The sequence below is a fragment of the uncultured Limnohabitans sp. genome (assembly GCF_937889215.1).
Taxonomy (GTDB): Bacteria; Pseudomonadota; Gammaproteobacteria; order Burkholderiales; family Burkholderiaceae_C; genus Limnohabitans_A.
In genome coordinates this window covers 1-2,259 of sequence record NZ_CALBEX010000020.1, presented here as the reverse complement: position 1 = coordinate 2,259, position 2,259 = coordinate 1, and the positions used below count along the sequence as shown (strand labels likewise).

Here is a 2,259-nt window from a genome sequence, read left to right as displayed (position 1 = left end):
CCTTGGGGCCAAGCCCTCGGTCTGGCCTGAAGCCAATTGGGCTTGGTATTGCTCGGGGGTGAGCATCGCCTGGTAGCGGGCAATGCCCTCTTCGCGGTTGACCGGGTAAGTCACCGGGTAAGGCGGTGGCATTTTGTCGGCCGGGTACACGGCCAGGGTCTGGTCTTCGTAGCGCAGGTCCAGGTCTTTTTGCAGGGTGCGGCGGTGGGTCTGTGCCGCTTGCACGTAGCGGCCCGTGTGTTTGTCCAGCTCAATGTCCCACCACCACTTCTTGACCGGGTTGATGCTGCCGCGCTCCAGCAGGTCGTCGAGCCGGGCCAGCGCAGGTGCAGCGGCGGGCAGCTTCATGGCCACTTGCCGCCACAGGCTGTCGGCCAGCAGGCCTTCCAGGTTCCAGGGGCAGGTTTTCATGCAGCGGCCGCACATGCCGCCCGCTGCGTTGGTGATGCGGGTAGCGGGCGCATTTTTCGGCGTCGCTTTTCCAGATCTCGTAGCCGTTGTACATCAGCTTGGGGCCGGCGGTGATGGCCCCGGATGGGCATTCTCGGGCGCATTTGTTGCAGCTTTCGCAAAAGCTTTGCAAGCCAAAATCGATGGGCTGGTCGGGAGCCATGGGCATGTCGGTGGTCACACTGCCGCTTTTCAGGCGTGGCCCCAAAAACGGGTTGAGGATCACCTCGCCAATGCGGCTGACTTCACCCAGGCCTGACAGCAGCAACAAAGGCGGCTGCAGCACATCGCCGTCGAGCACCGAATGCACCCGGGCCGAATAACCCAGACGCCGAATTTGCTCGGCCAAGATGCCGCCCATCAGAGAAAACCGCAAATAAGCCCGCATGCTTTGCGCCACCGAAATCCAGTCGTCGCCGCTGGCACCCTCCATGGTTTCGTGGCCTTGGTCGATCAGCAGGTTCACGGCGTTGGCGTGGTAGGCCGGCATGGGGTTGCCGCCCGCGTCGTGCGAGTAATAGGCCCACTCGGGCACGGCGCACAGGCCCACCGCGTCCACCCCCAAATAGTAAGAAGCGGCTTTCAGGTTGTCGGCATTGCGCTGTGGGTTGGCGGTGCTGGCGGCCACCGGGCCACGCGCTGGGCCAAACTGCAGCAACAACAGCGCCCCCAAAGCCCGGCGGGCGCAAGCACCAATCGGGCTTTTCATCACGTAGTGGGCGTTTTTGGCGCTGTCTTGCACGGTCTTGCCCAAGTCACCGAACAAGGCCCGCGCAAAAAAATCGGCCCGTTTGGGGAAACGTGGCACCCGGTCGTGGTCGATGAAGGTGGTGGGCGTGGCTTGGCGCTTGAGCGTTTCAAACGGGTGTGCGCCCTGGCGAAACTCGCGCTGCGCAAACGCGTCTTGGTGAAACGCGCTCTTGAACGTGCCCAGCCCCAACCACCAAGCCGGTCCGTGGCTCTGCCAGCGATTTTGCTGCGGGGCCAAGGCCTGATCAGGGGCCAGCGCCAAATTGGTGCTCACGGCGGCCAAGGCATAACGTTGGCCTACATAGGGGTTCTCGCCGTCGGGCAGTGTCAGGCCTGATGCCAAAGCCAAGCGGCCCAAATCCAAGTCGCTGCAGCTGGCGCTGTGGGCGCGGGCCTCGTGCCCCAGCATGCGCAAATAACTCGACAGCAGCACGGCAGTTTGCGCTGCCAACACGCTGGCGCGTTGCGCCTGCGTGCCCGCCAACCAGTCGCAACCGGGCTCACCCGGTTTGGGGTCCCGTGCAAATTCCACCAGGATCACGATGGCGTGGCCATGGTGCGCAATCGGCCCGTGCACCGTGCGCGCCGAATCCAGCACGTCGGCCAGGATCATGTCCATGCCTGCCGCAAAACTGGCCGGCTGGCTTTGCGCCAACTCTTCGCCCAAGGCAGGCACGGCGGGGTTGCGGATCGGCTCGGCCAGCCAGGCCGATGCGGGCAGGGCGCACACGCCCATCATCGAGGCGTCAAAGTAATAGCCTGCGGCCTTCAGGTGCTGGGCCCGCTCGGTCGGGTCGGCCGGAATCTCCCCCTCTTTGGGGTTGATCGCGCCGTCGCGCACCAAGTCGAACATGGCCATGTAACGGGCCATGGCGTGCGACAAAGATTCGGAGTCATCGTGCGCAAAGCGCAGCGCCTGCATGGGCGGCAGGGCGCTCTCGTCAGGTGCGGCACCCGTGCGGCGCAGGCGCTCCAATGGGTAAGGCCCGAGGTGAACGGGACGATCGCGGTATGAAAACAAACGCATTGGCAAGCCCTGTGAGCGGTGACATTCCTGAG

1 protein-coding gene and 1 pseudogene are annotated in these 2,259 nt (G+C 64.2%); both read right to left on the bottom strand.

What is annotated here, in order from left to right:
- Nucleotides 1-348, bottom strand: a pseudogene (locus Q0341_RS00535) (NAD-binding oxidoreductase); the annotation flags it as partial.
- The coding region (locus tag Q0341_RS00530; RefSeq protein WP_299509802.1) for a reductive dehalogenase domain-containing protein at nt 251-2,259 on the bottom strand (2,009 nt) is incomplete at its 5' end. The pseudogene Q0341_RS00535 and the gene Q0341_RS00530, both read right to left, overlap by 98 nt.